Origin of the sequence: Aminicella lysinilytica (genome assembly GCF_004362975.1) — a bacterium.
In the GTDB taxonomy this organism is placed as follows: domain Bacteria; phylum Bacillota; class Clostridia; order Peptostreptococcales; family Anaerovoracaceae; genus Aminicella; species Aminicella lysinilytica.
This window is the reverse complement of the sequence record NZ_SNXO01000031.1, coordinates 1-26485: the sequence shown is the minus strand read 5'-3', so window position 1 is coordinate 26485 and position 26485 is coordinate 1. Positions and strand designations below refer to the sequence as shown.

Below are 26485 nucleotides of genomic sequence, written 5' to 3'. Positions count from 1 at the left end.
AGAAAACAGGAAGCAGGTAAGATTCTCTGCATAATGTGCAGTGGATTCCATACCGATAAGAAGGTCCTCTTTAGGGAATTTAGACAGTTCATCAAAGGATACTAAAACACCTACAATAATCAAACTATCAAGTGATATAAATGTAAATTTTCTTAATTTTGAAGTAAAGAACGATGCTGATATTACTATCATGCCAAGCGGTCGATCGGTAACGATATCGAGAGCTGCACGATTTACTGATCCGCTGTTTGATGTCAAAGAAGGGTGCAAGCTCACATTAAAGTCCGATGGCAATAATACATTGACTGTTGATGGTAAAAATATCGAAGCAAATAACCCTCTTGTGAATACTGCGGGCACATTTACAACCGATGGAGTAACATTAAAAAACGGAAATAATGGAAAAAGTAAAGATGCCTATGGCGGAGCAGTATATGCTTACGGAGGCCTTGTCACGCTGGAAAACTCTACCTTAAGTGGTAATACAGCTGGAGATGCCGGCGGCGCTGTATATGCATCTAATTGCACACTTAAGCTTTCTTCTGCGACATTTACGGGGAACAGTTCGATTGGAGGCGGCGCCATATATAATAACAAAGTGACATCAACTATAGACAACTGTACATTCAAGGACAATCAAGCCACACGCATCAGTGGCGGGGCAATCTTTGGTTTTAATGGTAGTCATATGACGGTCAATAGCGGAACATTCACAGGTAATAAAGCCGGTGCTATGGGCGGAGCCATATATAACGATGAAGGCTGCAAACAGATCTACACAGATAAAACAGCTTTCACAGGAAATACAGCGGAAAGTGCAGGCGGGGGAATATGGAATTGCCCTTTCGGCACATCATCCTATTATACCTTTGCAGGGGTAAGTTTCTATGGAAACAGTGCTAAAGTTAAGGGAGACGATATCAGTATAGAAACATCCAAGTCCGGATATGATATGAATAAAGAATACATATCTGATCTGAATTATGCAGGAGAATCTCTTGGCTGGTATAAAGACGTGGAAGGCAGCAGGTATTCTGACGGAACAAGAGATAAAGCAGAACTGTCGTATCATCAGAACACAAATAAGGAAGTTGATATGCACAGTACCCTTTCAGAGGAAAAATACAATGAGTCAGCTGGAAAAGCTGCAATTACATTTACGGATAATCACTCATCGTCAGAAGGCGGAGCCATTGCTAATAACGGCAGCATATCCATTGGCAATAAGTCCGGCCTTCTCATCAGCAAAGAGGTAAAGGGCGAAGGCGCACCTGCGGACGATGAGTTCCAGTTTACAGTTACATTTTCAGATGGAGGAACTTATGACGGAGTAGCAAGCGGAAGTACAGTGACGACTAAGGCAGGAGGCAAGATAGTCATAGCCGGTGTCCCTCAGGGCATTGGATATACGGTAACTGAACGGTCTAAGTCAGGATATACGGCTGAGAAAGCGACGATAACCGGAACTATAGGAGAATACGGTTCTACGGCAGCTTTCGTAAACACATATGCGAAACCGTCGCCACCTGAACCGGTATATGGTACGGTTAAAGTCACCAAGTTGTGGAATGATAATGACAATGCGGCTGGAGTCAGACTTGCATCGATAAGTATAGCTCTATTGGATGGAGCCGGAAACGATACAGGGAAAACTCTGACTCTGAATAATGAAAATAAATGGACAGGAGAATTTACAGGGCTTGCCGCTGATACATCAGGATATACAGTCAGGGAAACGGACGTCAGCAACTATAGGGCCGAATATATGAGTACAGACGGCAATTTTACCATAACCAATACCTATGTGCCGGAGAAGCCGATACCTGATGCCGGCACTATAACAGTGCATAAGATATGGAAGGACAATAATAACAAGGCACAGGTCAGAACAGCCAAGGTGGACATCATGCTTTTCCATAACGGAAAATATACCGGTAAATATATTACACTGAACAAGAAGAATGGCTGGACGGGAAAATTCACAGGATTAAACAGCGATACCTCCGGTTATACCGTTGAAGAAGCAAAGGTAGATTATTACAGGGCCGAATACAAGAGGTCAGGCGATAAGTACACAGTAACGAACAGTTATAATGTAAGAGCTCATGATAACCAATCAGATAATTATGGTTCCAATGAGCCTCACGCGCCTGACACAGGAGATGACTCGCCTATCGGAGTATATATCACATTGCTCCTGCTCAGCGGCGCTCTGCTGGCGGCAGTCATATATTGGAATAAACGCAATTAATGGAAGGAAAACAGTTGGAGAAATACGGCACAGAAACGACATCCACTGAAAGCTAAAGCTCAGAAATATCCAAACCGGCTATTTCTCCCAGGCATTGAACCAGCACCTTGCGAATGGCGTCGCAGCCTCCGGCAGACTCGGTCTCTATATTAAGAGGCATGAGCGGATCGTGGAGGGATTTCCTCAGCAGGAACCAGCCATTGACACTGCCACTGAGGGAGACCCGGACGCCTTCATAGTTAGGCTCCGCGATGGTCATCTTCAGACCGTTCTGGTCGTAAGATCTGGCCCAGTCTGCAAGAGCGGCGAGGGCCTGATCGCCGCAGGCGCCCGCGTCAGCAGCTGTGATCGGAAGTCTGACTTCCACAGCCTCAGCAGGCTCAGACAGACCTGAAATAACAGATGAAATACCTTTGTTCTCTTTGTGGAGGAGGGCAGCCCTGATGACGATCCTGGCAGCCAGGAAGGCGCCGTCGTCCAGGAAGTAGTTATCCTTATAGGCACCGTGGCCGGAGGTCTCGATGGCCAGCTGGCTGTCGATGCCCTGCTCGTTGAGCTCTACGGCCTTGTTGATGACGTTTCTGTAGCCACGCTTGAAGCGCAGGTGATGGAGGCCCAGGTCATTTTCCAGATAGTCCGTCAGCTGGTTGCTGGTGATGCTGTCGGTGACTACGGTTGTCCCCGGATGAGTGTCCGCAATCAAAGCAGCTGCCATGGCAACTATGCCGTTGCGGTTGATTTCCCGGCCGGTCTCGTCTACAGCCGAGGCTCTGTCTACGTCTGTATCAAAGATCAGGCCCAGATGGCATTTGCCCGTCAGGACGGCTTCCCGGATGGAATCCATAGCCTTGGAGTTTTCCGGGTTAGGCGCGTGATTAGGGAAGCTGCCGTCAGGATCGAGGAAACGGCTGGCGGAAACATCTGCTCCCAGAGGAGTCAGAATATCCGCAGCGTAGAAACCACCGGCGCCGTTGCCGGCGTCTACGGCTATCTTCAGGCCTTCCAGAGGTTTGGGGCCATTGCCGGCGCCCTGTATGATCAGGTCGCGAAGGTGCTTGCAGTAGAGGGCCATGAGATCCAGTTTCTCCACAGGACTGGCTTCAGCCGGGCGCAGGGAGTCCAGAATATGATCCGACTCTGCGAAGACTATTATATCAGTGATATCGCCTTTGTTCAGGCCGCCTCTGGCAGAGAAGAATTTCAGGCCGTTGCGGTTGAAAGGCAGGTGGCTGGCTGTGATCATAACGGCTCCGTCAGCCCTGACATCATCGAAAACCGTGGACATGAACATAGCCGGCGTAGAAGCAAGGCCGCAGGCACAGACCTTTGTGCCATAAGGTGCTAACGCCTCGGCGAAAGCCTTGGCCAGGTCAGGACCGGAAAGCCTGGGATCCATGCCTATGGCGACGGTCAGATCGCGGGGTTCTTTCTGAGTGAAGGCTGACAGCCAGTAAAGGAAGCCCTTGGCCAGGCGGCCGCAGGCCTCGGCATCCAGGTTCACATTTTCGCCGGGAACGCCCGGCAGGGCTACGCCACGTATATCGCTGCCGTTCTGCAGCTTGCTGAAATCATATTTAGACATTATCACATCTCCTTGTGGTTGATAAGTCAATTATATTTTATATGAGGGGATAGTGCAAGTTGCAGAGGGAGAATTTTTGCCAGAAATGCGCAATTATGATACAATATACCCAAAGGAAACAGGTGTGAGTATGAGTAAAAATAAGACTAAAAAGAATAAGAAGAAGAGCGATGTGATCTTCAAGATAATCATCGCTGTATTGGTGTGCGTCATCTGTGTAAGCGGGTATAAGGTCGGAACTATTCTGTGGCAGTACCATCAGGGCGATAAGGCGTATAAACAGGTGGAAAAGGTCGCGGGAACGGAGAAAAGCAACGACAAGGTCGACTTCGCAGCGCTGGCTAAGAAGTATAAGAATGTCAAGGCCTGGCTTTACAATAAGGGCACGGTCATCAATTATCCGGTGGTTCAGGGGGACAATAACAGTTTCTACCTGACCCATATGGTCACCGGAGCATATAACGGCAGGGGATCCCTGTTCATAGACTACAGGAACCAGAAGCCTTTCACGGGGGATTTCCTTACGGTCATTTACGGACACCGGATGAAGGACGGAAGTATGTTCCATTCTCTCATAGAATATCGCGATCACAGTTATTATGAGAAGCATCCGGTCATGAAGTTGACGACGCCGTCGGCCAAGTACGATGTGGTTATTTTCGCGGCGGTTACCATACCGGCAGAGAGTAGCAAGTACAAGTTCAGCTTCAGCAGCACTGCGGAGAAGCAGGCGTATCTCAACTGGATACAAGGGAAGACGGAGCTTAAGACCGGCGTCAGCGTATCGCCGAGCGATAAGATCGTTATGATGAGCACCTGCACTTATGAGTTCGATGAGGCACGACTTGTTGTGTATGGGAAATTAGTCAAGAAAGGATAGAGCGGATTATGCAGATATTAATTTGCGATGATGAACAGACGGCAAGGAATCATTACAGATCGGTCCTGCAGGAGATCTGTGATAAGAGGAAGATCCACGCCGGATTCACAGAGGTGGAGGATGGAGATCATCTGCTGTTTGATATGAATAATATCATCAAAGATACAGACATGATATTCATGGACGTGAAAATGCCCGGGACAGATGGACTGGTCACAGCAGAGAAGCTACGTGACAATGGATACGGAGGGGAAATCATTTTCCTGACCAGATCCAAGGAGGCGGTATTCCACGCTTTCGATGTCCATGCCAACAACTACCTGGTGAAGGATGTGGCAACGCCGGCGAGAATAGAGGAGGTCTTTCTTAAGGCGGTGGATATGGTCGTAGAGAAGCAGAGCGAATATATGCTTCTGACCGGCGTAGGAGAATACAGAAATGTTCCTGTCAATGAGATCAGGTATTTCGAAATAATGCAGAAAATCGTCACCGTATACTATGGGGAGACATCTTTCGAGTTCGTTTCCACCATGGGTAAACTGGAGAATCTTCTGTTTGCCAGAGGCTTCGTGAGGATCTCCAGGTCATATCTGGTGTCGACCAAGTACATAACGTCATTCACCTATGAGAAGGCAATAATGTCTGACGGCGCAGAGCTGCCGGTGGGACGCAAGTACTATAAGGCTTTGAAAGTGGCAATGAAAGGTGAAAAGGATGAATAAAGGAAGGGTCTGCGTCAGACTGTCAGTGCTGATAGTTTCAGTACTTCTGGTGCTTACAACCTCATATTCTCAGGTCTTTGCGGAAGATCAGTGCCCAGCAGGCGGCGATCATGAATACACGATCACCGTGGTCAGACACGCGGCATCAGACGCTGAAGGCCTGCGTAGGTATACTTGTAACAAATGCGATTATTCTTACACGGAGTCTATCCCGGCAACGGGACACAGGTGGGGGTCCTGGAATGTTGCCAAGGCTGCTACCAAGTCAGCCGAGGGCCTCAGATGCCGCGTATGCATGAACGATCCTGACCATGTGGAATATGCGTCCATAAGCGTGCTGCCCGCAGGACCGAAGCCAAACATAGGCGGCGGCGTGATCCTGGGCGGGAACCAAACTCGCACTGGGGATCAGCCTGGGGCTGGCACCGATAATGACAAGAAAAGCAAGCATAAGCCCGGCGGCAACGGCGGGGGTAATGAAGGCGGCGGAAGCGGCTCCGACAGCATAGTGCCTTTGGGTGCGGCTGATGTTGCCATAGTAGGGGCTAATGGAGCAGCATCCATATTCTTCATAATTTTATTATTGCCTCTTATTAAAGTTATGTTCTGGATAGCGAAGAAACGCAGGGAGGCAGAGGAAGATCAATGATAATGAGAAGAGTTATCGGCCTGGTGATCCTGGCCGCCATAATAATAGTGGGGACCATATTATACTTCGTCCTGAAGAAGAAGGTATCCTACGTGGAAAGTGATCTGACCATAAGGAAAAAGGAAGATATTAAGGGTAAGTAGCTATGTTGAAAAAGATAATGACAATATTAATGTCGGTCTTGATATGCGGAGTGCTGTTTAACGGTCCTCTGATATTTGACGTGGGATCCGGGGCGGAGGCGGCTTCATCGGATTTCAGCGATCTGGCCAATGACTTCAACATGAGCATTTCAGGCTCGGCCGGCCTCATAACTGCACAGGGGAACAAGCTGACCGTCGGCGACGGCAACAGCTCAGACAAAGTCTTAAGTTATGTTTTGACGTCTAAGAAGACCGTGGATTTTTCCAGAAGCTTTACATATTCCGGAAGGCTGACCGATACCAACGCTCCTGACGGCTTCACCATTACGTTCCAGCCGAATAAGGACTACAGCGTAACGGGGACTGCCAGCGGTTCGGGCCTATGCGTGTATAAGCAGTCAGCAGACAGTGCTTATGCGGCCAAAGGCCTTGTATCGGAAATAGATTCTTACGACAGTGCCGACTACAACCTCGACGGTGCATCCCTGAAGGCGGCCCTTGCAGGTCACGGCTGGACATCCGCATCGGCTACGACGCCTCATATGGCTATAGCCACGCCGACGGATTCGAGCAGCGAATGGGAATCAGTCAAAGACGCTCAGACTGTAAATACAGGCGGTTCAGGCAACAGCGCCGGGACTTACGATGTAACAGTCAAATGGACGGTTACCGATCAGGCCACCGGATACGGCACTTACACATTTACATATGGGGATAAATCAGTATCCTACAGTTTCGATCCGAAGGATGTCTTCGGAGGCTATGAGGTTTACATGAGCCTTACGGGGTCAGAGAATTTTAAAATCGAAGGCAGTTACAGCAGAGCGCCATGGTCCTTCGAGACAGGCACATTCAGCTACGCAGTCAGAAGCTCAGCCACGGCAACTATAACGGCCGGGGTCACTGTCAACGGCAAGACACCGTCAGACCTGCAGAAGTATGATTTTGTCCTGACCGATGCTGACGGGAATGTTCTACAGACGAAACAAAACGACGGCGCCGCAGTAACCTTTGATCCTATGAACTACGGCGAAGCCGGGCAGTATACATATTACATACAACAAAAGCCGGGCTCGGAGGCTGGCGTCACCTACGATGACAGTAAATACAAGGCGGTGGTTTCTGTCGGCGGCAGCCATGATATTTTGTCGGCCGGCGTGTCATATTACAAAGGTGATACCCTGGCTGATCAGGTGGCCTTCGCCAATAAGGCGGAGCCTGCGAAGCTTGTGGTCAGGGAGACTGACAGCAGCACTGCCAGGTACGCCCAAGGCGGGCAGAAAATAAAGTACACCATCAAGATCACCAACAAGGGCAAAGGCGATGCGGCGGGTGTTTATGTCAGGCGGTATATGCCGGATCGTACGACTTTCTGGTCCGTAGACAAGACCGGATATTACGGTTGCATCGATCAGCGTGAACACGCCAGCTGGTTCGTCAGGAAGATACCGGCAGGCAGCTCGGTGACGCTGACATTTACCATTGAAGTGGACGAGTGTCATCCTGACAATTATGTCATCGGTCATCAAGTCTACTGGCAGCTTATGAACAGTTACGACAAGCCGTATCTGAATCAGACAGCAGATCCGTCCAATGTGGCAGGCTAGAAAATATATAAACCCCGGCTTTCACATTTAAGTGAGATGTCGGGGTTTTTCTATTCTCTAAGATTTTCTATTTGATCGATCCGTCGGCGTTGAATACCGGAAGTTCTTCCAAAAATGAGATGTCGTCTCTGTGGGCTGCGCCGCCTTCTGCCAGAACGGTCATGCGGCCTACGATATTTCCCTTGACGCTGTTGACCAGAAGTTCCATGGACTTCAGGGACTCGCCGGTGCTGATGACATCATCTACTATGAGGACTCTGCGGCCGGTGATCTGATCGGCTTCAGCCTGTCCGATGCAAAGTGTCTGAATGTGATCTGTGGTAATTGAATCGACATTAGTCTGAATGACGTTAGTCATATAGAGCTTAGGAGCCTTACGGGCTACGATGTAATCCTTGCCGCCGGCCTGTCTTGCCATTTCATAAGCAAGTGGGATGCCCTTGGATTCTGCTGTCACGATGACGTCGAATTCCGGCGCTTTCTTCAGGAGTTCTGTCGCTGCGACCTGTGTGATCTCAACATCGTTGAACATGATGAAAGCTGCGATATAAAGATCCTTGTTGATAGGACAGAGAGGGAGCTGCCTCTTGAGTCCTGCTATGGTCATTTCATAAAACATTTCTTACGTTTCCTTTCATTTTTGCTACACTAGAATTATACTCTCTTGATGGCTTGGTTGCAAGGAAAGTACGATGTGAAATAAGAAATGACCGCAAGAATTTTATTCCCATTCTCTGCAAATACCTTCAATTGCTTGAACTTTTGAAGTAACATCTCTAGAATCACTTATGAAATTGTAATTTATGCCAAGGTCGCTGATAGAGTCTAGTTCCTGAGCAATCTTTTCTATTGTATCTATGCAATGTTTTCTTTCCGAAAGATTTTTGGGTTTCTCATCTACAACTTCTAAGATGAAATTGCTAAAATTCGCTAGATTGTACTTGCCGTATAGCATATTACTTTCACTAATGCTATTGATATTATTTATGTGATACCTTACAGATATAGCATAATTACTCATCAAATCATTATATTTTCCATCAGCAAGCACTGAATCGTTCGAATTACACACCCTAGAACTCGCTGCTGATATGCCACGTAAATCTTGTTGAAGAGTGCTATTAGTTGTAGCATACATATTATACAATAACACTGAGAAAATGAGTATAATCGCACACGTCCCTACATAAGCTAAAATTTTTATTTTATTACGTATATAATACTCCTTACTTACTAATTGATTTTGTTACACTTTTTATCCGTTCACTATATATAACGAACAAGGAAGGGGTTTGGGGACAAATATATTATTTTATTTTACGAGTTGAATGTTATTGGCAATTTTCTCTGCTTCTTTAATGCTTACTTCTGTAAATAGATCAAGGGTATAATCACCTTCTCCCCCCCTTTTTCTGAGTATTATATATGAATTATATCATTATGCCAAGCATTTGGGCCAGTTCTGCTACATCAGAGGCTACGACTGTGGCGCCGGACTCCATCAGGAAGTCCCGGTCACGGAAGCCCCATTCTACAGAGATGCAGTCCATTGCCGCGTTTCCTGCTGTGGCTATGTCCACCTCGGAATCGCCTACATAGACGGAATCCTTACGATCGATAGAAAGCTTGTTCAGAATGTCATTGATGGCATCCGGAGCAGGCTTTTTTCTTACGTCGGACCGCTGGCCAGTGGCAGCGTCCAGGGAATCGCAGAAATGTTCCCGGCAAAGGACCTGAACGGCTGAGTCGGGTTTGTTGGAAACTACGGCAATCTTGCAGTCAGCCGATCTCAACTTAGAAAAGAGTTCCGGAATGCCTTCGTATGGCCGGGTCTCTAAGTTGCAGTGGGCCTGGTAATAGTCATTGTAAAAGTCCAGGACTTTGTTCCTGTCAGCTTCGGAAGTTCCGGAAGGCAGGCTCTTAGTCATAAGGACTACAGAGCCGTTGCCCAGAAATCGGCGGACCTCAGCCGCCGTGCGGGTAGGGTATCCGAACCTCTCCAAAGCATAATTGACGCTGGCAGTTAAGTCCGCCAGCGTGTCCAAGATGGTTCCGTCTAAATCAAAAATTGCGAGTTTATATTTCACGTAAAATTCTCCTATTCATTGTCTTTGACCTGTGTTTCCTTTCCTTCAGTGAGCTTGGCGTTCTTCCTTGCTTCCATATGCTTTACGAATTTGAATGCGTACAGTTTCATGATGCTTGCGATAGGTACGGCGATAAGCATGCCTACGATGCCGCCGTAGACGCCGCCTACGACAACGGCCAACAGGACCAGTACAGGATGCAGACCTGTGGAACCGCCAACTACCTTAGGATAGATGAAGTTGGAATCCACCTGTTGCACTGCAAACAGTGCGATGACCGGGATTATGCCGCTTACCAGACCTCCATTGAGGAAACCAACGAAGAAAGCCGGTATCATTCCCATTATCGGGCCGAAGTATGGTATTACATTGCAGAGACCTGCGAATATGCCTATTATGACTGCGTATTTCAGACCGCAAATAGTCAGAACTATAGAAGACAGAACTGCGATTATCACTGCGTCCAGGCAGATGCCTCTGATGAAGTGAGACAGTATGTCATCGATTTCGTGGAGATTGCGCTCCAGGCGGTCTTCCTCTTTGTCAGGTAATATGGCTGAAGACAGCCTTTTCAGTCCGCCTACGAAGTAGTCCTTATCCAGAACCAGCCAGAAACTTACCAGTAGTCCCAGGAAGAAGTTGACTATGGCCCCGCCGAAGCTGGCCAGCTTTGCCAAAGCGCTCTGGGCGTTGAAATTATTCGACAACCATTTCAGGATGCTGTCGCTCAGAGACGTGAGCTTCTCCGTCAGAGCGTTAGACGGCGAGTGTGCGGTCCAGCTCTTGAACGTGTGCTCGATGCTGACCACATAGTTGGTTATGGAATCAACCATGTCGTTGAATGATGTGTGGGCCAGGTGCCCTATGAGCAGCGACGTGAATATGTATATTACTATGATTATAGCCGCTAAGATCGCAAGATAAGTTATAGCAGTGGAGATGAGCCGCTGCTTCTTCTGGCGTTTGACGTTTTTCTCAGGATCCGCCTTGTCCTTGAATATCTTCTTGATAAACTTTCTGTCGAAGAATTCAACGGCCGGATCCAGAATATATGCCAGCAGTATGCCTATGAAGAGAGCCGTGAACGCCCCTAAGACACTGCCGATGCCGTTAGCGCAGGCACCCAGTATCACGTCCAGGTTCTTGATTATGAAATAGATGACATAGACCAGCACCATGGTGAAAGCCACGAACGCGCTGTATTTCATCAGTTTTTTGTCATTGAACAGATCCTTGATAGTCTGCATCAAATCACCCCTTTACCGTATTTTTCATACATTATACTACAATTTCCGTACCATGTCATACCAAATCGCACCGCCGTGGACAGATTCCGACACTCCGACCTTCTCAAAACCAAACTTCGCATAATAATGTATGAGCCGGTCTTTGCACGTAAGGCAGGATTCGGTCATGCCCCGGGCTTTCATTTCATCTACGGCGTAGGACAAAAGCTGGCCTGCCATGCCCTGCCGCCGGCAGTCTGCTGAAGTCATTACAGTAAGGACGGCCGCGTTTTTCCCTGCCGGGAGCTCGTCCATTTCGAAGATGTCGTCCTTGATGACGTCCTTCGCCGTTGGGATTATGTCTACTACGGCTTCGATGACGCCGTCCTGCTCGCCTACGAAGAAATACTCCGGGTAATGGGCCAGCCGCCAGGTGTATTTTTCCAGGGATGCCGCCTCAGAAGGCGGAAAGGCCTCGGCTTCTATTTCAGCCACGCGGCCCAGGTCAGCCGGCGTTGCAAGTCTGGCCGTCAGCTTATGAAGTTCCGTGCTTAAGACGAAGGTCTCCTTCAACTTGCCAAGCTTTCTGAAGTTGTCGGTTTCTGTGTGAGCTTTCTGAGTTTCCGCGTCCTCCCATATTTCCTTCAGCTCCAGCACATCGGCCTCGTCCTTGGGAAAGGAATAGTCGTATTTATGATTTCCGGCCTCGTGGCGTGATGTTTCCGCGATGCCGTTATTCATTATAGCGTTATAGAAGTCCTGACGCATGCCGGGCTTTACCGTATATTTCACATCAATAATAAGCATAGATGACCTCCTGATTTTTTTATTTATTATACCATACTGGGTTATGGTATAATAGACCTATGTAGCGTATTTTCGCCAAACGCAACCGTCAGTTGACATATTTCAAGGCTCGGCTGGTGGCGGGCAACCGCCTTTACAGGTATAGTTTTGTTAACGAAATCAAAAGAAACGAGGTATTAGAAATGATTTTAGCTGACAAAATAATTAAATTGAGAAAGAGGTGCGGCTGGTCTCAGGAGGAGCTGGCTAATAAGCTGGACGTGTCCAGACAAGCCGTGTCCAAATGGGAAAGCGGCAATTCCATCCCTGACATGGAGAAGATCGTCAACATGAGCGATCTCTTCGGCGTCAGTACAGACTTCCTTTTGAAGGATGAAATAGAAATGGAAACGCCTTCGGAAACCCGGGACAGTGAGGACAATAATAGAAGCGTATCTGTAGAGGAAGCCAACGGATTCATGGACATGACCGAGGCATTCTCCAGAAAGACGGCCCTGGCCGTGCAGACCTTTGTTCTATCACCTGTATGCCTGGTAGTTCTGGCGGCATTTACAGACAGCCGGAAATATCACATGTCAGACAATATGGCCACCGGCATCGGTATGGTGGTGCTGCTCATAATGGTAGCCTGCGGCGTGGGCGCCCTCATCGGCATGGGCTTCCAGCTGAAACCCTACGAATATATTAAGAAAGACAACATCACCTTGCAGTATGGGGTCAAGGGTATCGTGGAAAAGCGGCGCAGCGAATTCGCCGCCACCTACCGCAAAGGCATAACTACAGGTGTGATCCTCTGCATAGTCAGTGTGGTTCCGCTGATGCTGTCGACGATCAAGGACAGCGACCCGCTGACCACGGCATGCGTAGGTATCCTGCTGATATTCGTCTCCTTCGGCGTGAACATATTCGTCCGGGTGGGGACCATCGAGAACAGCTACAAGGCTCTCATGCAGGAGGAGGATTTCACTCAGGAAGCCAAGGACACAGAGAAGAAGCTGCAGTTCTTCCCGGGGATCTACTGGTGCTCGGCGACGGCTATCTACCTGGCTATCAGTTTCGGCTTCGACAGCTGGGGCAGGTCATGGATAATCTGGCCTGTGGCTGGTGTTCTCTTCGCGGGCATCAGGGGTATAATGGTAATGAAAATCAAATCGGAAAATCGTAGAAACAGATAGCGAGGTTGAAATGAAGATAATGGTAAGCGCCTGCCTTATGGGCGATAATTGCAAATACAGCGGCGGCAACAATCTGAACGAGAAGGTCCTGGCATATGCCGAGGAATGTGAGATAGTGCGGGTCTGCCCGGAGATGCTGGGCGGTCTTGAGACACCTCGCGAGCCCTGTGAAATAAGGGACGGTGTAGTCATGTCCCGGGATGGCAGAAATGTGGATAAAGAGTTCCGCCTGGGAGCGGAGAAGGCTCTGGACCTGGCAAAAGCCGAGAAGGTCGATCTGGTCGTACTTCAGTCGAGAAGTCCCAGCTGCGGCGTAGGCATCGTCTATGACGGGACCTTCAGCGGCAAAAAAGTTACCGGCAACGGCGTTTTTGCTCAGATGGCTATAGATGCAGGCTTTCAAGTCGTCGATGTGGAGGATATATGATAGACCTTTATTACGAAGAGAAAGGCGCCGGAATGCCGCTGATACTTTTGCACGGTAATAACGAGGACGGCACGTACTTCAGAAATCAGATAGATCATTTCGCGGAGAAATATCGCGTTATAACCATAGACACCCGTGGCCACGGCAGATCGCCGCGGGGCGCGGCGCCGTTCACCATCAGGCAGTTCGCCGACGACCTGGCAGATTTCATGGACAGGCACGCCATAGAGAAGGCTCATATTCTAGGCTTTTCCGACGGTGGAAATATCGGATTGATCTTTGCCATGAAATATCCGCAGCTGGTAGGACGGCTCATTGCCGACGGCGCCAACCTGTTCCCAAAGGGCGTCAAAGCCTGGGCCCAGGTGCCTGTGACTGTAGGTTATTACTGGACGAAGACCTTCGGACCATGGTCACGTGCGGAGATGTTCGGCCTTATGGTTCGCGATCCGGACATAGACCCGGCTGAGCTTGCGCAGATAACGGCGCCGACTCTGATAATGGCCGGCACCGGCGACCTGATCAAAGAAAATCACACCCGTCTTATAGCAGGCAGCATCCCCGGGGCGGAGCTGGCAATCATCAAGGGGTCGCACTTTGTTGCCAGGGAAAACCCGGCAGAATTCAACAGCCGGGTGGATGAATTCCTGAGGGAGGGAGTGTAGTGTGATTGACAATATGGCAAAAATGCCATATTATGTAGTTAGAGGTGAAGGAATGGCTGGTGAGTAAAATGAAAACTTTTAAAGAAGATTTAAATAACAGAATGAAGGATGATAATTTCAGGAAAGAGTATGAAGCTATTCAGCCGGAATTGGATATTATTCGTGCAATGGCAACAGCAAGAAAAAATCAGAATATGACGCAAAAGGAGCTTGCTGATAAAGTAGGGATGAACCAAGCGGACATAAGCAAGTTAGAGAATGGCAGTAGAAATCCATCCCTTAATATGCTTAAAAAATTGGCGGATGGGCTTGGATATAATCTAAAACTTGAGTTCGTACCTAAGTCTGCTAATAGCTAAAAGAGGAGTAATCATTGGAATTAAATAAATATATGGACGCAGGCATTGAAGCCCTGGCGTCTAACGTTACTAAATATTATATGAAAAATTCGAAAGGGCGTATGTTCATGGCCAGGTTCGTGCCTGCCCTGAAGCGGGCGGCTAATAAACGCAAGTTTCATGAGACCGAGGGCCTCCATGTGCCGCCGTTTCTGATTGCCAGTATCGAGTCGAAATGCAATCTTCACTGCGCAGGCTGTTATGCTCGCGGTGATGGCATGTGCGATGATGTGACTACGCCTCTTGCCACTGACCAATGGTCGGATATGTTCAATGAAGCCGCTGGTCTTGGCGTGTCTTTTACTCTCATTGCCGGTGGTGAACCGCTGCTTAACAGGCCGGTCATAGAAGCCTGTGCTGCCATTAAAAACATGGCCTTTCCGGTTTTTACCAATGGACTTTTATTTGATGAGGAGTACTACAGGCTCTTCGATATGAACAGGAATCTGATTCCTGTCATCAGCATAGAAGGAAGTGCTGAGATGACTGACGCCAGGCGGGGACCAGGCGTTGGAAAACGCATAGAGCAGGTGATCGGCCAGCTGGCGAAGAGGCGGATCCTATATGCCGTTTCGGTCACAGTGACTCACGAGAATATGAAGGCTGTAACAGACAGTGGCTTCGTCCGTGGCCTTTACGAAGGCGGTTGCGGTCTGGTGTTCTATATTGAATATGTGCCGGTACAAAAGAATACTGACGATCTGGTTCTTACGGCGGAGGATTCTGCCTGGCTGCAGGACCGCGTGGCTGAACTGAAGGCGGCTCGCGGCGATATGGGCATTCTGCCGTTCCCGGGAGACGAGCAGGAAATGGAAGGCTGTCTGGCTGCCGGCCGCGGCTTCTTCCACATCAATCCACAGGGCGGCGCTGAGCCTTGCCCATTCTCGCCCTATTACAAGGTCAACGTGGCGGAAAGTGGCGTAGAAGCTGCATTAAGGTCGGATTTCTTCGAAAAAATTCGAAATATAAGTTGTGATGGTCAGCCCCATTACGGTGGCTGTAAACTGTATATGCATGAAGATGAAGTTATGAGTTTGTAGGGAGATGATCCAATGGAAAAGAAAATATTGTTGCTGGGTGACCAAGCGTTGTATGAGGAAAGTACAGAGGTAACAAAGGATGAGCTTGATTATATCCTGAAAATCAAAGAGGATCTCAGGGACACGCTTCTGGCTTTTCGTGAAAAGTACGGTGTTGGCCGTGCTATCGCTGCTCCGCAGATTGGAGTCCATAAGCGGGTAATTTACAGGCATCTGGATACTCCGATTCTGTTCATTAATCCTGTTCTGGAGTTCCCTGATGTGAGGATGTACGAGGTGCTGGATGACTGTATGTCTTTCCCGGGACTCCTTGTCCGCGTAATGCGCCATAAGGATTGTACAGTCCATTATAAGAATGAGAAATGGGAGGACTGCGAAATCAGTTTCAGTGGAGATATGTCGGAACTGATCCAGCACGAGTACGATCATCTGGATGGAATCCTTTCCACTATGAGAGCAATCGACGACAAGTCATTCGTAATCAAGGAGTAAGAGCCGCCCAAGAATTGCCTTGAAAAGACCAGGTGATTGTACCGCGCACGTATTGGGCTGATACTCAGAACGATAGTGCGAATTTTTTGTTATTGTAAACCAAAAGCGCACGTATTGGCCCGATTCAAGATGTCAAGGTGCGCCCCGCTAGGCATATTATCCATAAATGGTAATATATGACATTAAATTAGGCTTTAAACGCACTTTTTATCCTCTACAGCAGCTGATAAGTGCGAGGACAATCGTTGAAATTCCAATATGCGCACCTCCATGCTCTGAGAATCACCGATAAGTGCGAAAAACCAATTGATGACCTGCCAAAACGCACCTTCCTTCCTAAATAAGGGGGCATACGTGCGGGCGCGCACGTATACGACCAAATTATTAATATAAGGTGCGCGACCCACGGATCGTACCATTAAAAAACCGGCCGCAGCCGGTTTTTTCGTATCGTGAATTGTCGCTATATCAACGTGTATATCCTGAATGCGAAGAGCACGAAGCAGATCCACATGATGCCGTTGACATCTTTGATCTTGCCGGTGCAGACCTTCAGAATAACCCATGAAAGCATTCCGAACATGATTCCGTTGGCGATGGAATATGTGAAAGGCATCATGATGATAGCCATGAATCCGGAGATGACATCCGCAATATCTCCGTCGAAGTCCATCTGCTTGATGGAGCTGATCATCAGAAGTCCTACCCATACCAGAGCCGGAGTAGTTGCAAATCCCGGAATAGCCAGGAATATCGGTGAGAACGGCAGAGCAATCAGGAACAGGATACCTGTTGTCAGAGCTGTAAGACCGGTTCTTCCGCCTTCAGCAACACCTGCGCTTGACTCTACATAACTCGTTACTGTAGAAGTTCCCATGCAAGCTCCGAATACTGTGCCGACAGCGTCGGAAAGGAGAGCCTGCTTAGCTCTTGGAAGCTTGCCGTTTTCATCAAGGAGATTTCCTTTATTGGCAATACCGATAAGAGTTCCAACAGTATCGAAAATATCAACGAAGAGGAAGGAGAACACGATGACTACGAAGTCCATGAGGTTGTTTCCTATCCAGCCGAAATCAAACGAGAACCAGTTTACATCCGTTGAGAACAGTCCGCCGCTCATGCTTGGGAATACAGAGTAAACTCCGTTAGCTACATCGACCTGATACCAGCCTGTCGCCTGAGCAATCATACCCATTACCCATGTGGACAGAATGCCGATGAGGATAGCGCCCTTGACCCTGTAGTGGGAAAGGATAGCTATGATCAGGAAACCGACAAGAGCCAGGACCACCTGTGGAGTCTTGAAAGATCCAAGAGCTACCAGTGTTGAAGCATCGCCAATAACGATACCTGCCTCTTTCAGTCCTATAATAGTGATGAATAAGCCGATTCCTGCGGTGATACCTAATTTCAGGTTTCCAGGGATATCGTTGACCAGCTTTTCACGGAAGTTTGTCAGTGAAAGCAGGATGAAGATGATTCCTTCACAGAATACTGCTGCAAGGGCGATTTTCCAAGGATCCTGTACTCCGGCCTGTGCCAGAGGAATACATACGCTGTACGAGAAATAAGCGTTGAGTCCCATGCCTGATGCAAGGGCTACAGGGTAGTTGGCGTAGAAGGCCATTACCAGAGTTGCGAATGCGGCAGATACTGCAGTTGCAGTAAATACAGCGGCATTGCTCATACCCGAGGCTGACAGAATGTTTGGATTTACAGCCAGGATATAAACCATAGCAAGGAAGGTGGTAAGTCCGGCGGTCATCTCAGTCTTGACGTCGGTACCATGTTCCTTCAGTTTGAAAAGTTTTTCCATATAATCTTTCTCCTTATAATAACTTGACCAAAATTAAAAAACATATAATTATTATACACAATAGCTTATGCATAGTTCAAGTTTTATTCGAAATTTGCCTTGAACAAAATGAACTTTGCCTGGTAATTTTGCTGGCAGTAATAAAAAATGCAAACTTTCCGTCGGGAAAGCTTGCATAATGTTCGTGTTTGGGTTTATGAATTAGGCAGGGCCTTCATGGCCTCCAGAGTTTTGTTCATGAGGTCGTCAAGTTCCCAGCCCAGCATCTCGGCGCCCTGCCTGATAACATCTCTGTCACAGCCGGCAGCGAAGTGCTTGTCTTTGAATTTCTTCTTAAGTGATTTCAGCTCCATATCCTTGCAGCTTTTGGATGGACGCATGAGAGCCGCAGCTCCGATAAGTCCCGTCAGTTCGTCGCAGGCGAAGAGGACCTTCTCCATTTCCAGCTCAGGCTTTACATCACAGCAGAGTCCGTAACCGTGAGAGCAGATAGCATGGATCATATCATCAGGAACACCGGCCTCCTTCAGAAGTTCAGGAGCCTTGACACAATGCTCGTCCGGCCACATTTCGAAATCGATATCGTGAAGGATACCTACGATCTCCCAGTAATCAGCCTCGTCTCCATGACCCAGGTCATTGGCGAACCACTTCATACAGCCTCCAACAGTCTCGCCGTGAAGGATGTGAAATTCTTCTTTGTTATATTTTTTCAAAAGTTCTAATGCTTCATCTCTGTTTATCATAACATGTATCTCCTATCGTTTAAAATCAATAGTGTTATTATACGCTAATTGCCTTTAGCCTGCAACTTTTCTGACTTAGACGGCAGCTGCGATACTATTACAGCTCCGAATATGAGGGCGCATCCCAGCAGCCCGCGCATGTCCATGCTTTCGCCGAGGATGAGAGCTCCTGTGATTACTGAGAATACCGACTCCAGACAGAGTATCAGAGATGCTTCTGTTGGATCTGCGTCAGCCTGAGCCACGATCTGAAGGGTATAAGCAATACCGCAGGAGAATACGCCGCCGTAAACTATAGGCAGCCATGCGGTCATAATAGCCGAAATGTCAGGATTCTCGAAAATGAACATGCAGACTATGCCGATAGCACCTGCGAAGAGGAACTGGATGCATGACATCTTCACGCCGTTTACCTTTGGCGAGAAGTAATCGATGACCAGGATATGTACAGCAAATGCGAAGGCGCATATAAGCACGAACAGGTCGCCCATCTGCAGGTGGAATCCCGAGCCTTTAGGTATGCACAGGAGGTACAGACCGCAGGCGCCGCAAAGGACACATAGCCACACGATAGGGCGTACCTTCTTGCCCAGTACTATAGACATGATCGGTACGATTACAGCGTACAGGGAGGTGATGAAACCTGCCTTGCCGGCTGTGGTGAAGCCGATGCCGTACTGCTGCAGGGTGGAGGCTATGAATAAAGCCAGTCCGCAGCAAAGGCCGCCGATGATAAGAAGTTTCTTCTCCGCCGCCTTGTCTGAAGCGGATCTGTTATCGATAGGATTCTTCTTCTTAGATCTGCTGTCTAAAAATAAAATGACAGGTATCAATACCAGTCCTCCGATAAATGTTCTGATGCCGTTGTATGTGAAGGTTCCGATATCCGCGCCCACCTTCTGGGCTACGAAGGCCGATCCCCAAATAAATGCTGTCAAAAGCAGCAATCCATCACTTTTCAATCTTTTACTCATAAAAATTCTTCCTTTTCTTTTTCAAATTACCTACAGTATCAATTATATTCAATGTAGGGCACTTTTACAATACGCCAATCCTTTTTTTTTACACAAAAATATGATAATATGGTTGTATCACGAACAAAGGGAGAAAAATAATGACTGAAGAAGAAAAAGTAATGGCCCTGGCCGGCTCTATAGATGAGCCTGATCAGGCGGCAATAGCAGCTGCCAGAGAGAGGCAGTCGGTCCTGGCGAAGGTACCGGGGAGTCTCGGCAAGCTGGAGGATATATCGATCAAGATCGCAGGCATAACGGGCAAGGTGAAGGATAACGACGTGCGTAAACAGTGCGTGGCTATTATGTGCGCCGACAACGGCGTAGTAGCAGAGGGAGTTGCTTCCGCGCCTCAGTCTGTCACACAGAGCCAGACCATCAATTTCACCAGGAGGATAACGGGAGTCAGTTCCCAGGCCAGGTATTTCGGCATAGACCTTCTGGTCACTGACGTGGGCGTGGCTATGGACATTCCGAAAGATCTGTACACAGATGAAATGAACACCCCGGACGGTGGGATTCCAATACAAATCGTTAATAGGCGATTAGAAAATGGAACCCGCGATCTGGCAGTAGAGCCGGCCATGACAAGAGAGCAGGCAGTGAAAGCCATCTTAGTAGGTTTTGAGGCGGCAGACGCCATGAAAAAGGCCGGCGTTCAGCTTTGTGGCATCGGCGAAATGGGCATAGGCAACACCACCACAAGCTCATGTCTGCTGGGGGCCATTACGGGCATCACAGCGGAAGACATCGTCGGCCGCGGCGGCGGGCTGAACAACGAGGGCCTGCAGACCAAGTATCGCATAGTTGCCGAGGCAACCAAACGCTGCGCAGGCATGGACACTATAGACAAGCTGGCTAACGTAGGTGGCCTGGATATCTGCGCCATGACGGGAGCTTTCCTGGGCGCGGCGAAGAACCACATTCCTGTAGTCATCGACGGGTTCATTTCCATCGTTGCGGCCTGCATGGCCAGGGAATTAAATCCGATGGTCACAAACTATATGTTTGCTTCTCATAAATCCAAGGAAATCGGCTATGTGGCCGCTATGGAAAGACTGGGCCTGGCGCCTATGTTCGATCTGGGCATGCGCCTGGGCGAGGGCAGCGGCTGTCCTGTGGCCTTCAAAGTCATCGAGGCATCCTGCGCCCACATGAGCCTCATGAAGACTCTGGCCGAGGGCTCCATAGACGACAGCTATCTGGATGAAATCAGGAAAGGAAATTTCTTCTGATGAATATTTTTATCAGCGGCGGTTGTAAGAACGGCAAATCCCTTCACGCTCAGCGGCTGGCTCAGGCCATGGCCCGGGAGAAGGATCTGCCTCTGTATTACATTGCGACTATGATCCCCAGGGACGCGGAGGACGACATACGCATCGAGCGGCACATAGAGGCCCGGCGGGGCTGGGGCTTCACCACCCTGGAGCAGCCGGTGGACTTATGCAGATGTCTGGGTGATGCAGGCGTAGACGTCGGCGGGGTATTTCTCATGGACAGCGTTACGGCGCTTCTGTCCAACGAGATGTTCAAAGCCGACGGTTCTTATGATAGCGACGCAGGCACAAAGGTAGCAGCGGAGCTTGCGGACTTTGCGGCCCGCACGGGGAATACTGTCTTCGTGTCGGACTATATATATTCCGATGCCAGAGAATTTGATGAAGTAACGGAAAACTACCGGAGGTCACTGGCCTTCTGCGACAGGGAGCTGGCGAAAGCCTGCGACCAGGTCATAGAAGTATCCTTCGGAGTATTTAAGGAGTGGAAATGAAGTATATAACGGCCTTTTTCATGGCCTGGGGCAATTTCATAACTCTGCCCTGCCCATATAAAAAATGGGATAGCAAACTGCTGAACATGATGCTCATGTTTCTACCGGCCATAGGTGCTGTAATCGGCGCCCTGTGGGTCATAGTAATAGAGCTCATGTTGTGGTTCGGGGTTCCGGATCAGGTCACGGCTTTCGCAGCTGTGTTCTTTCTCTTTGCCATCTGCGGTTTCATGCATCTGGATGGATTCATGGACTGCAATGACGCCATCCTTTCCAGAAGACCCTTGGAGGAGAGGCAAAGGATACTGAAGGATTCCAATGTGGGAGCCTTCGCCGTAGTGTCGGTGGTGTTCCTCCTTCTGGGCTGGTATGCGGCTATGACTGTTCAGATCCAGAGCACGCATCTGCTGGTGTATTTCCTTATCCCCATCGTCAGCCGACTCAACGCAGGCTGGGATGTTCTGGCGAAGGACCCTATAGGTCACAGTCAGTACGCGGCAGATCACGAGGAAAAAGGCAAGTGGAAATATCAGCTGGTTATGATCATCGAAGCTATGGTTTTCCTGATCATATGGGTACTCATATTCGGTATAGATACTATTTCGATGGCGGATCCCATTATAATATGCGTTGAGGGCACGGCCTGCATATGCGCAAGTGCCTTTGCCCAGAAACAGCTGGGCGGCATGAGCGGAGACATCGCCGGTTATACTATTTGTTTTGGAGAGTTAGCGGCCATAATCACGGCAGCAATTGTATTATAGGAGGAAGCCAATGGTACTTATCATAGGAGGAGCATTTCAGGGAAAGCTTGACTACGCCAAGGCTGAATACGGCCTGCAGGAGAAAGACGTTTTCCACTGCGACGGCGGGAGCATGGCCCTGGACTTTGACAAAAAGATCATAAACAACATGCAGCGTTTTGTGCTGGCTTGTGTCAGGGAAGACATAGACCCGCGGGAATGCATAGACGAGCATGCGGACAAATTGCATGACAAAATAATCATCTGCGATGATATTTCTCAGGGTGTGGTGCCTATGGACGCTACCGAAAGAGAATGGCGGGAGATGACCGGCAGGTGCCTGGTACACCTGGGGCAGCAGGCGGACAAGGTCATTCGCGTGTTTTGCGGCATACCGGAAGTGATCAAGGGAGAATAGCATGATTTCAAGGATATATTTTATCAGACACGGAATTACAGAGGGTAATGACAGAAAGTGGTTTTACGGCAAGGCGGATCTTCCGCTTACGGCGGAAGGTAAGGAGACACTTAAGAAGTTCAGAGACCGGGGCATATACCCGGATATTCCTGATGACGCAGGTTGCTACACTTCAGCTCTGTCCAGGACCGACGAGACATTTCAGATCATATACGGAGACCGGGCGCGGAAACCTTTGCCCCTTCTCAATGAGATGCAGTTCGGAGAATATGAGTGCAAGACTTACGAAGAGCTTAAGGGATATGAGGGATTTCATGACTGGGCATATGACGAGACCGGCGATGTGAAACTTCCGGGCGGCGAGTCCAGGAATGAGTTTGCGGCGAGAGTTTCCAAGGGTCTTAAAGAGCTGGTCAACCTTCACAGAATGAAGGAGTGGTCCCACAGACATGGAGGCCAGGATGCCATTACAGTCATGGTCTGTCACGGCGGCGTCATATCGGCCATAATGCAGGAGCTTTTCCCGCAGGTCAACGGCTCCATGTGGGACTGGATGCCGGATCCGGGCTTGGGTTACATGGTAGAATTCGAGGGAGGAGAACCGAGTATGTATGAGAAAATAACGGATATAAAGAAGCTGGGCTTCGGATTTATGAGGCTTCCGGAGAAAAACGGCGAGATCGATATGGATATGACCAAGGCTATGGTGGACAGGTTCATGGACAGGGGATACACATATTTCGATACGGCTTACGCCTATAACGCCGGTAAATCCGAAGAGGCTATTAAGACAGCTCTGGTGGACCGCTATCCTAGGGACAGTTTCCAGCTGGCGACTAAACTGCCGGCCTTCAGCGCCAAAACTGAAGAGGAAGCAAAGGCAATGTTTGACACATCCCTGGCCCGCACAGGGGCCGGATATTTCGACTTCTATCTGCTGCATAATCTGGACGATGAGAAGCTGGCGTCCTTTGATAAATTTCATATGTGGGACTTTCTTAAAGAAAAGAAGGCAGAGGGGAAGATCGTCAAGGCGGGCTTTTCCTTCCACGGCAAGGCCGAGGGACTTGCGAAAATTCTGGACGATCATCCTGAGGTGGATTTCGTTCAGCTCCAGATCAATTATCTGGACTGGGAAGATCCTGAGGTGGAGTCGCGGAAATGTTATGATGTAGCGAGGAATCATTTCAAGCCAATCATAATCATGGAGCCGGTCAAGGGCGGTAACCTTTCCGACTTCAGCGGCGAAGCGAGGGATGTTCTTACGGCGGCGGCGCCGGATGCATCGCTGGCATCATGGGCAATGCGTTACGCTATGGGACTTACGGGAGTTATTACTGTCCTCAGCGGCATGTCGGATATGGATCAGCTGGAAGATAATCTGGCGACAGCAGATAACTACAAGCCTCTTACGGAAGAGGAGAAGAAGGCTCTGAACAAGGCCGCAGAGATCCTCCACAGCCTTCCGGGGATCCCGTGTACAGGTTGCAGATACTGCGTGGCTGGCTGCCCGTCATCTATAGACATTCCGGGCATCATGGACTGCATGAATCAGGTAGTCAGATATAACAACGCTCACGGCGCGGCCAATTCATATTACTGGACTATTATGGGCGCAGGCAAAGCCACAGACTGCATCCAGTGCGGCAAATGCGAGGAGGCCTGTCCTCAGCACATAAAAATAGTCGACTACATGACTCGTGCAGCCGACATATTTGATAAATAAGATTTAAATGGAAATGGAGATTTCTCCCGTGTGGAGGGTCTCCGTTTTTTCTTTATTTGGACCTTCTAGGTATTCCACTATGAGGCCGCCGTCGTCGGCGATATCCAGGGCTCTGGCCCTGATGCCCTCATCATTGTAATTGGGATGGATAGTGATTTCCCGGCCCAGAATGAAGCATCTGCTCTTGTATTCTTCGAAGAAACTATTCTCGCCGATGGCAGAAAGGATGTCTACGGTTTCATTGATGATCTCTGCTGCCAGTCTGCCTCGTGAGAAGGAGCCTGCCTGGTCTGAAATCGGCCCTGCTATGTCCTTGATGGCCTCGGGGAAACTGCCCGGGAAACAGTTGATGCCGGTGCCGATTATGAGGCTGTCTATTTTTCCCGTTTCAAAGTTTGTCTGGGCTTCCGTGAGAATGCCGCAGATTTTTTTGTTCCTGTAGAAAATGTCATTGACCCACTTGATCTCGGCGTGGACGCCGCAGACTTTTTCAATAGCCCTGCATGTAGCCACGGCCGCGGCCATAGTCACAAAGAGTGCTTTGTCCAGATCGAAGTCCGGCTTCAATGCCATGGTCATGTACAGGCCCGTGCCGCCGGGAGATTCGAAAGCCCTGCCAAGTCTGCCTTTGCCCTTGGATTGTTTATTGGCGATAATAGCAAGGGGCTTGTGGCTCAGGGCCTCGGCCTTGGCCAGATCGTTGGTGGAAGTCACCGTGTCCAGGACCTTGATATTGCATGGCACCCTGAGATCAGCCATTACGGAATCGCAGGTCAGCAGGTCATTGCCCTTTGCCAGTCTGTAACCCATATTGGTCTTGGATTCTATTTCATAACCGTCTTTCTTAAGCTGAGTGACGGCTTTCCATATAGCGTTGCGGGACACCTGGAGATTCTCTCCTATGAGTTGGCCCGATACGTACTGCCCGTCAGCCTCCTGCAGCAATTTCAGTAATTCTGTTCTAGTGGACATAATGCACCTCCGTATTTACTATGATTATATGAATAAATGCGGCGGAAGTCAATAAATAGTTCTTGACATAAGTCAGAAACGTGTTATCATATAACTAACATATGTTAAAAACTAATCAGGAGGACTCTTATGGCAAGACCAAGAAAATGCAGAATGATCAGCTCCATGCCCACCAGCGAGGGATTCGTTCCTATCGGTGGCGGCTGCGACAGAAGCAGGACCATAACAATGACTGTTGAAGAATATGAAGCCATCAGACTCATAGATCTTAAGGGCCTGAACCAGGAAGAATGCGCGGCCTCTATGGAAGTTTCCCGGCCAACTGTCACCAATATTTATGACAGCGCACGGAAGAAACTGGCGGATGCTCTCGTCAACGAGAAGATCCTGCTGGTCGAAGGTGGAGACTTCAATTACAGCAGTGAAAACAGGAAAACAGGAAAATTAACGGAGGGAAATAACAATATGAAAATAGCAGTAACTTATGAAAACGGACAGATATTTCAGCATTTCGGACATTGTGAGAACTTTAAGGTGTATAATGTTGAGGATGGTAAAATCGTATCATCGGAAATCGAGAATGCTAATGGCAGCGGCCACGGCGCTCTGGCAGGATTCCTTAAGGACAAAGGTATCAGCACGCTGATCTGCGGAGGTATCGGCGGCGGCGCCAGGATAGCGCTGGCAGAAGCCGGCATCAAGCTTTTCGGCGGAGTTTCCGGCGAGGCTGACGCAGCGGCAGAAGCGCTGGTTTCAGGGAAATTACAGTATAACGAGGATCCTCAGTGCAGCGGTCATGGCGAAGGCCACAACTGCGGCGGACACGGGGAAGATCATAATTGCGGTGGACACGGCCATGGTGAAGGTGGCTGTGGACATAGATGCTAAGATATTAGAAATATTTGTCCCTAGACACATTTCCACTATTAAGGCAAACAAAGAAGAGTTGTTGCTTGCGCAGCAGCTCTATTTGTTTGTGTTGAATTGCTGAATATCTGCACAAATACTTTATTTTCCAACCATAATATGTTAAGATCCTGTCTTTGACAGTAAAAAAAGCGTAAAAGGCCCCTAAACCTTGTGATTTCAAAGTGTTAGGGGCCTTAGTATATTATTTGGATTTTGCGTG

Annotated in this window: 27 protein-coding genes; 18 read left to right on the top strand and 9 right to left on the bottom strand. The window is 48.8% G+C overall.

Translation table 11 applies throughout. The features are described from left to right. Positions 1-190 precede the first annotated feature (190 nt). Positions 191-2251, top strand: coding sequence for a Cna B-type domain-containing protein (locus EV211_RS08275; protein WP_133528964.1), 2061 nt, complete (start codon positions 191-193; stop codon positions 2249-2251). 52 nt (positions 2252-2303) lie between these two features. Here EV211_RS08275 and EV211_RS08270 read toward each other — a convergent pair whose 3' ends face one another. Next, a complete protein-coding gene (locus tag EV211_RS08270; RefSeq protein WP_133528963.1) occupies positions 2304-3833 on the bottom strand; it encodes a phosphohexomutase domain-containing protein in 1530 nt (509 codons plus the stop codon). Between the two features lie 130 nt (positions 3834-3963). On the opposite strand from EV211_RS08270, the gene srtB reads away from it, so the two are divergent. The 5 genes from srtB to EV211_RS08250 are packed head-to-tail and all read left to right on the top strand — an operon-like array spanning position 3964 to position 7834. Further along, on the top strand, positions 3964-4713 hold the full coding sequence (gene srtB / locus EV211_RS08265) for a class B sortase (RefSeq protein WP_166635415.1): 750 nt from the start codon (positions 3964-3966) through the stop codon (positions 4711-4713). A gap of 8 nt (positions 4714-4721) precedes the next feature. Further along, the gene (locus EV211_RS08260; RefSeq protein ID WP_133528961.1) at positions 4722-5435 is read left to right on the top strand and encodes a LytR/AlgR family response regulator transcription factor; all 714 of its coding nucleotides are present in this window, start codon (positions 4722-4724) and stop codon (positions 5433-5435) included. Next, positions 5428-6084, top strand: coding sequence for a hypothetical protein (locus EV211_RS08255; protein WP_133528960.1), 657 nt, complete (start codon positions 5428-5430; stop codon positions 6082-6084). The genes EV211_RS08260 and EV211_RS08255 overlap by 8 nt, the downstream gene beginning before the upstream one ends. Beyond that, positions 6081-6227 (top strand): hypothetical protein, encoded by a 147-nt coding sequence (locus EV211_RS10755; RefSeq protein WP_166635414.1) that lies wholly within the window; start codon positions 6081-6083, stop codon positions 6225-6227. The genes EV211_RS08255 and EV211_RS10755 overlap by 4 nt, the downstream gene beginning before the upstream one ends. 2 nt (positions 6228-6229) lie before the next feature. Continuing rightward, positions 6230-7834: a Spy0128 family protein gene (locus EV211_RS08250; RefSeq protein WP_133528959.1), complete on the top strand. Its 1605-nt coding sequence runs from the start codon at positions 6230-6232 to the stop codon at positions 7832-7834. A gap of 67 nt (positions 7835-7901) precedes the next feature. Here EV211_RS08250 and EV211_RS08245 read toward each other — a convergent pair whose 3' ends face one another. The 4 genes from EV211_RS08245 to EV211_RS08230 form a co-directional block, all read right to left on the bottom strand. After that, positions 7902-8453 (bottom strand): phosphoribosyltransferase family protein, encoded by a 552-nt coding sequence (locus tag EV211_RS08245; RefSeq protein WP_133528958.1) that lies wholly within the window; start codon positions 8451-8453, stop codon positions 7902-7904. Between the two features lie 811 nt (positions 8454-9264). Next, positions 9265-9921, bottom strand: coding sequence for an HAD family hydrolase (locus tag EV211_RS08240; RefSeq protein WP_133528957.1), 657 nt, complete (start codon positions 9919-9921; stop codon positions 9265-9267). Positions 9922-9932: 11 nt separating this feature from the next. Next, positions 9933-11168, bottom strand: coding sequence for an AI-2E family transporter (locus EV211_RS08235; RefSeq protein ID WP_133528956.1), 1236 nt, complete (start codon positions 11166-11168; stop codon positions 9933-9935). A 36-nt stretch (positions 11169-11204) separates the two neighbouring features. Next, positions 11205-11954, bottom strand: coding sequence for a GNAT family N-acetyltransferase (locus tag EV211_RS08230; RefSeq protein ID WP_133528955.1), 750 nt, complete (start codon positions 11952-11954; stop codon positions 11205-11207). A gap of 182 nt (positions 11955-12136) precedes the next feature. Between EV211_RS08230 and EV211_RS08225 the strand changes: the two genes are divergently transcribed. The 6 genes from EV211_RS08225 to EV211_RS08200 all read left to right on the top strand — a co-directional run bounded on the left by EV211_RS08225 (position 12137) and on the right by EV211_RS08200 (position 16151). Continuing rightward, entirely contained in the window at positions 12137-13129 is a 993-nt protein-coding gene (locus tag EV211_RS08225; RefSeq protein WP_133528954.1) for a helix-turn-helix domain-containing protein, read from the top strand. A 10-nt stretch (positions 13130-13139) separates the two neighbouring features. Continuing rightward, positions 13140-13556 (top strand): DUF523 domain-containing protein, encoded by a 417-nt coding sequence (locus EV211_RS08220; protein ID WP_133528953.1) that lies wholly within the window; start codon positions 13140-13142, stop codon positions 13554-13556. After that, a complete protein-coding gene (locus tag EV211_RS08215; RefSeq protein ID WP_133528952.1) occupies positions 13553-14221 on the top strand; it encodes an alpha/beta fold hydrolase in 669 nt (222 codons plus the stop codon). The genes EV211_RS08220 and EV211_RS08215 overlap by 4 nt, the downstream gene beginning before the upstream one ends. A 68-nt stretch (positions 14222-14289) precedes the next feature. Then, positions 14290-14580: a helix-turn-helix domain-containing protein gene (locus tag EV211_RS08210; protein ID WP_133528951.1), complete on the top strand. Its 291-nt coding sequence runs from the start codon at positions 14290-14292 to the stop codon at positions 14578-14580. Positions 14581-14594: 14 nt separating this feature from the next. Beyond that, positions 14595-15659, top strand: a complete 1065-nt coding sequence (locus EV211_RS08205) for a radical SAM protein (RefSeq protein WP_243108579.1) — start codon at positions 14595-14597, stop codon at positions 15657-15659. A gap of 12 nt (positions 15660-15671) precedes the next feature. Further along, positions 15672-16151, top strand: a complete 480-nt coding sequence (locus EV211_RS08200; protein ID WP_133528950.1) for a peptide deformylase — start codon at positions 15672-15674, stop codon at positions 16149-16151. 463 nt (positions 16152-16614) lie between these two features. Here EV211_RS08200 and EV211_RS08195 read toward each other — a convergent pair whose 3' ends face one another. From EV211_RS08195 to EV211_RS08185, 3 genes are all read right to left on the bottom strand, one after another. Continuing rightward, positions 16615-17967: an NCS2 family permease gene (locus EV211_RS08195; RefSeq protein WP_133528949.1), complete on the bottom strand. Its 1353-nt coding sequence runs from the start codon at positions 17965-17967 to the stop codon at positions 16615-16617. 194 nt (positions 17968-18161) lie between these two features. Further along, positions 18162-18713 (bottom strand): hydrolase, encoded by a 552-nt coding sequence (locus EV211_RS08190; RefSeq protein WP_330564642.1) that lies wholly within the window; start codon positions 18711-18713, stop codon positions 18162-18164. Between the two features lie 44 nt (positions 18714-18757). Further along, entirely contained in the window at positions 18758-19687 is a 930-nt protein-coding gene (locus EV211_RS08185; RefSeq protein ID WP_133528947.1) for a DMT family transporter, read from the bottom strand. Positions 19688-19827: 140 nt separating this feature from the next. On the opposite strand from EV211_RS08185, the gene cobT reads away from it, so the two are divergent. From cobT to EV211_RS11080, 5 genes are read left to right on the top strand one after another with little or no spacing between them, the layout of a single operon-like run. Then, a complete protein-coding gene (gene cobT, locus EV211_RS08180) occupies positions 19828-20961 on the top strand; it encodes a nicotinate-nucleotide--dimethylbenzimidazole phosphoribosyltransferase (RefSeq protein ID WP_133528946.1) in 1134 nt (377 codons plus the stop codon). Then, positions 20961-21497 (top strand): bifunctional adenosylcobinamide kinase/adenosylcobinamide-phosphate guanylyltransferase, encoded by a 537-nt coding sequence (locus EV211_RS08175; RefSeq protein WP_133528945.1) that lies wholly within the window; start codon positions 20961-20963, stop codon positions 21495-21497. The genes cobT and EV211_RS08175 overlap by 1 nt, the downstream gene beginning before the upstream one ends. Further along, positions 21494-22261, top strand: a complete 768-nt coding sequence (locus tag EV211_RS08170; protein WP_133528944.1) for an adenosylcobinamide-GDP ribazoletransferase — start codon at positions 21494-21496, stop codon at positions 22259-22261. Before EV211_RS08175 ends, EV211_RS08170 begins: the two co-directional genes overlap by 4 nt. A 10-nt stretch (positions 22262-22271) precedes the next feature. After that, complete coding sequence (locus EV211_RS08165; RefSeq protein WP_133528943.1) at positions 22272-22658, top strand: bifunctional adenosylcobinamide kinase/adenosylcobinamide-phosphate guanylyltransferase; 387 nt, start codon at positions 22272-22274, stop codon at positions 22656-22658. Between the two features lies 1 nt (position 22659). Then, positions 22660-24384, top strand: a complete 1725-nt coding sequence (locus EV211_RS11080) for an aldo/keto reductase (protein WP_133528942.1) — start codon at positions 22660-22662, stop codon at positions 24382-24384. A 3-nt stretch (positions 24385-24387) separates the two neighbouring features. Here the strand turns inward: EV211_RS11080 and EV211_RS08155 are convergent, their stop codons facing one another. Further along, positions 24388-25356, bottom strand: coding sequence for a biotin--[acetyl-CoA-carboxylase] ligase (locus EV211_RS08155; protein ID WP_133528941.1), 969 nt, complete (start codon positions 25354-25356; stop codon positions 24388-24390). A gap of 129 nt (positions 25357-25485) precedes the next feature. On the opposite strand from EV211_RS08155, the gene EV211_RS08150 reads away from it, so the two are divergent. Next, positions 25486-26244: a DUF134 domain-containing protein gene (locus EV211_RS08150; protein WP_133528940.1), complete on the top strand. Its 759-nt coding sequence runs from the start codon at positions 25486-25488 to the stop codon at positions 26242-26244. Positions 26245-26485 lie beyond the last annotated feature (241 nt).

Coding starts and splice junctions, on each gene's coding strand:
- EV211_RS08230 (WP_133528955.1), bottom strand. CDS start 11,954: ATGCTTATTATTGATGTGAAATATACGGTAAAGCCCGGCATGCGTCAG.
- srtB (WP_166635415.1), top strand. CDS start 3,964: ATGAGTAAAAATAAGACTAAAAAGAATAAGAAGAAGAGCGATGTGATC.
- EV211_RS08185 (WP_133528947.1), bottom strand. CDS start 19,687: ATGAGTAAAAGATTGAAAAGTGATGGATTGCTGCTTTTGACAGCATTT.
- EV211_RS08200 (WP_133528950.1), top strand. CDS start 15,672: ATGGAAAAGAAAATATTGTTGCTGGGTGACCAAGCGTTGTATGAGGAA.
- EV211_RS08270 (WP_133528963.1), bottom strand. CDS start 3,833: ATGTCTAAATATGATTTCAGCAAGCTGCAGAACGGCAGCGATATACGT.
- EV211_RS10755 (WP_166635414.1), top strand. CDS start 6,081: ATGATAATGAGAAGAGTTATCGGCCTGGTGATCCTGGCCGCCATAATA.
- EV211_RS08190 (WP_330564642.1), bottom strand. CDS start 18,713: ATGATAAACAGAGATGAAGCATTAGAACTTTTGAAAAAATATAACAAA.
- EV211_RS08275 (WP_133528964.1), top strand. CDS start 191: ATGCCAAGCGGTCGATCGGTAACGATATCGAGAGCTGCACGATTTACT.
- EV211_RS08220 (WP_133528953.1), top strand. CDS start 13,140: ATGAAGATAATGGTAAGCGCCTGCCTTATGGGCGATAATTGCAAATAC.
- EV211_RS08245 (WP_133528958.1), bottom strand. CDS start 8,453: ATGTTTTATGAAATGACCATAGCAGGACTCAAGAGGCAGCTCCCTCTC.
- EV211_RS08235 (WP_133528956.1), bottom strand. CDS start 11,168: ATGCAGACTATCAAGGATCTGTTCAATGACAAAAAACTGATGAAATAC.
- EV211_RS08175 (WP_133528945.1), top strand. CDS start 20,961: ATGAATATTTTTATCAGCGGCGGTTGTAAGAACGGCAAATCCCTTCAC.
- cobT (WP_133528946.1), top strand. CDS start 19,828: ATGACTGAAGAAGAAAAAGTAATGGCCCTGGCCGGCTCTATAGATGAG.
- EV211_RS08170 (WP_133528944.1), top strand. CDS start 21,494: ATGAAGTATATAACGGCCTTTTTCATGGCCTGGGGCAATTTCATAACT.
- EV211_RS08155 (WP_133528941.1), bottom strand. CDS start 25,356: ATGTCCACTAGAACAGAATTACTGAAATTGCTGCAGGAGGCTGACGGG.
- EV211_RS08260 (WP_133528961.1), top strand. CDS start 4,722: ATGCAGATATTAATTTGCGATGATGAACAGACGGCAAGGAATCATTAC.
- EV211_RS08215 (WP_133528952.1), top strand. CDS start 13,553: ATGATAGACCTTTATTACGAAGAGAAAGGCGCCGGAATGCCGCTGATA.
- EV211_RS08250 (WP_133528959.1), top strand. CDS start 6,230: ATGTTGAAAAAGATAATGACAATATTAATGTCGGTCTTGATATGCGGA.
- EV211_RS08255 (WP_133528960.1), top strand. CDS start 5,428: ATGAATAAAGGAAGGGTCTGCGTCAGACTGTCAGTGCTGATAGTTTCA.
- EV211_RS11080 (WP_133528942.1), top strand. CDS start 22,660: ATGATTTCAAGGATATATTTTATCAGACACGGAATTACAGAGGGTAAT.
- EV211_RS08225 (WP_133528954.1), top strand. CDS start 12,137: ATGATTTTAGCTGACAAAATAATTAAATTGAGAAAGAGGTGCGGCTGG.
- EV211_RS08150 (WP_133528940.1), top strand. CDS start 25,486: ATGGCAAGACCAAGAAAATGCAGAATGATCAGCTCCATGCCCACCAGC.
- EV211_RS08195 (WP_133528949.1), bottom strand. CDS start 17,967: ATGGAAAAACTTTTCAAACTGAAGGAACATGGTACCGACGTCAAGACT.
- EV211_RS08165 (WP_133528943.1), top strand. CDS start 22,272: ATGGTACTTATCATAGGAGGAGCATTTCAGGGAAAGCTTGACTACGCC.
- EV211_RS08210 (WP_133528951.1), top strand. CDS start 14,290: ATGAAAACTTTTAAAGAAGATTTAAATAACAGAATGAAGGATGATAAT.